Below are 1732 nucleotides of genomic sequence, written 5' to 3' on the forward strand. Positions count from 1 at the left end.
TTATGTCGGTCTAATTACCGAGCGACTTTGTCGTAAATAGCATATCAGCCAGTTGCTAAACTGGCTACCTTTTATGCCGATTCAGCCAGAGCATTAGATTTTTCGACTCGCAATGCGGTGGTATTCATATTGTTTCTTAGCCACATGCTGCGCACACCGCCCGCGCTAATATCAACACCTAGGGCTTCACTGAGCTTTATCGCGACTTTCTGCTGACCAAGGTGAGGGTGTTCAATTGAGAATTGCACAACGGCGTCTTCTATCGCCTTATCCACACAGTTTTTGTGCCGTAGATTAGGTGTTTCTTGGCGTTTTAATGCTTCAGGGCCACCTTGCTTAACCAGTCTTAAGTGCCGATGAATAGTGTCTCGTGATACGCCACTTTGGCGTGATGCAGCGCTGACGCTTCCGAGTTTTTCGATTAACGCTAATACTTCAAGTTTCTTCTGTACTGCCAAGTCTTCTGATGCCAGTTTGCTTGGTTCATTAACTTCCGAGATCTTGAGTTTGCGACCAGCGAAGTGAGCGGTAAACCCTTTTTTACTCGTGTTCCTTATCTCGATTTTCTGATTGGCAATGGAGTGCTTGAGCGGTGAATCTATTAGGTAGAACTTGTTGCCATAACTGAAGGTATGGTCGTTACGTATTTTACGATGGTCTTTAATGACGCAGATATCATCAAGGTTGATGTGTTTCGACAGAGGCGTAAATTCAGGTACTTGCTTTGATTTCACTTGAACTTTCGACTGCCAGAACTGCGGAATGAAGACATGCTTAAGGTAGGCATTGGCAGCGGCAATATCGTTAATATTGTTCAACCTAAGCTCGGGAACAAGACGGTCTTGGAAGGTATCGAATGCTCGCTCAATACGGCCTTTGCCTTGGGGTGAATTGGCAAAGATGATTTCAATGCCCAGCTCCTCACAAGCCCTCTGCATCTGTGAGAAGTTGCAGCGTTTAGGGCCGCCGAAGATACCGGCTCTGTCCACATAAAGCGTTTTAAACACACCTTTCGTTTCGATACATTCTCTCATGACTTTCAGGCATCCAACGGTGGTCTCTGACGGGAAGAACTCAGCATATACTTCACTGGTCGCATCATCAATCATGGCAATTAAACAGTGCTTTTTATCCCCAAACCAGCGATGTGGACTGCCATCCATTTGCATCATTAGACCCGGTGCTTCCATCCGCTCTCTGCGCTTTCGAACATTGCTACGTCTTCGTTTGGCTCGTTTAACGTGATGAATATCATGTGCCCAACTGCGAAGGGTTTCACGCTTAATAACAATGTTCTCATTCGTAGCTAATTGTTCAGCCAAGTGCAAGAGATTCAAATCGTAATATTTTTCCTGAATCAATTTTTGAACCGCTTTTTTTATTGATACCGGCGTTTTGTTGGGTGGGGCTTTGCCACTGTTACCATGAACAGCGAATTGAATACCGACTTGCTGATATTGCTTTACGTAGCGTTCAATAGTGCGTCGAGACTTACTGAGTAACTTAGCAGCATTGGCAATTGTTATCCTGCCTTCAACCACTTTAGCTATGATGTCAACGGTGAGTTGAGCTTTAGAATCCATCACAATCATCCTCAACATGCCTTCTAGTATTCCAAAAACAAAACACTAACAGACACGTAAAAAAGTGACCGACAAATTCCCTTGGTAATTAGCGATTACGACAGAATCGCTTGGTAATTAAGATACGACAAAGTCGCTTGGTGTTAACA

At 44.3% G+C, this 1732-nt stretch carries 1 protein-coding gene; it reads right to left on the reverse strand.

Annotated elements, in window-relative coordinates; genetic code table 11:
• Positions 1-71 precede the first annotated feature (71 nt).
• Complete coding sequence (locus QL989_RS19085; RefSeq protein WP_095730053.1) at positions 72-1592, reverse strand: ISNCY family transposase; 1521 nt, start codon at positions 1590-1592, stop codon at positions 72-74.
• Positions 1593-1732: the final 140 nt, after the last annotated feature.

It is taken from the genome of Pseudoalteromonas sp. APC 3224, from assembly GCF_030407535.1.
Lineage (GTDB): Bacteria > Pseudomonadota > Gammaproteobacteria > Enterobacterales > Alteromonadaceae > Pseudoalteromonas.

Excerpts from the sequence above, each read along its gene's own strand:
- QL989_RS19085 (WP_095730053.1), bottom strand. The coding sequence starts at position 1,592 with ATGATTGTGATGGATTCTAAAGCTCAACTCACCGTTGACATCATAGCT.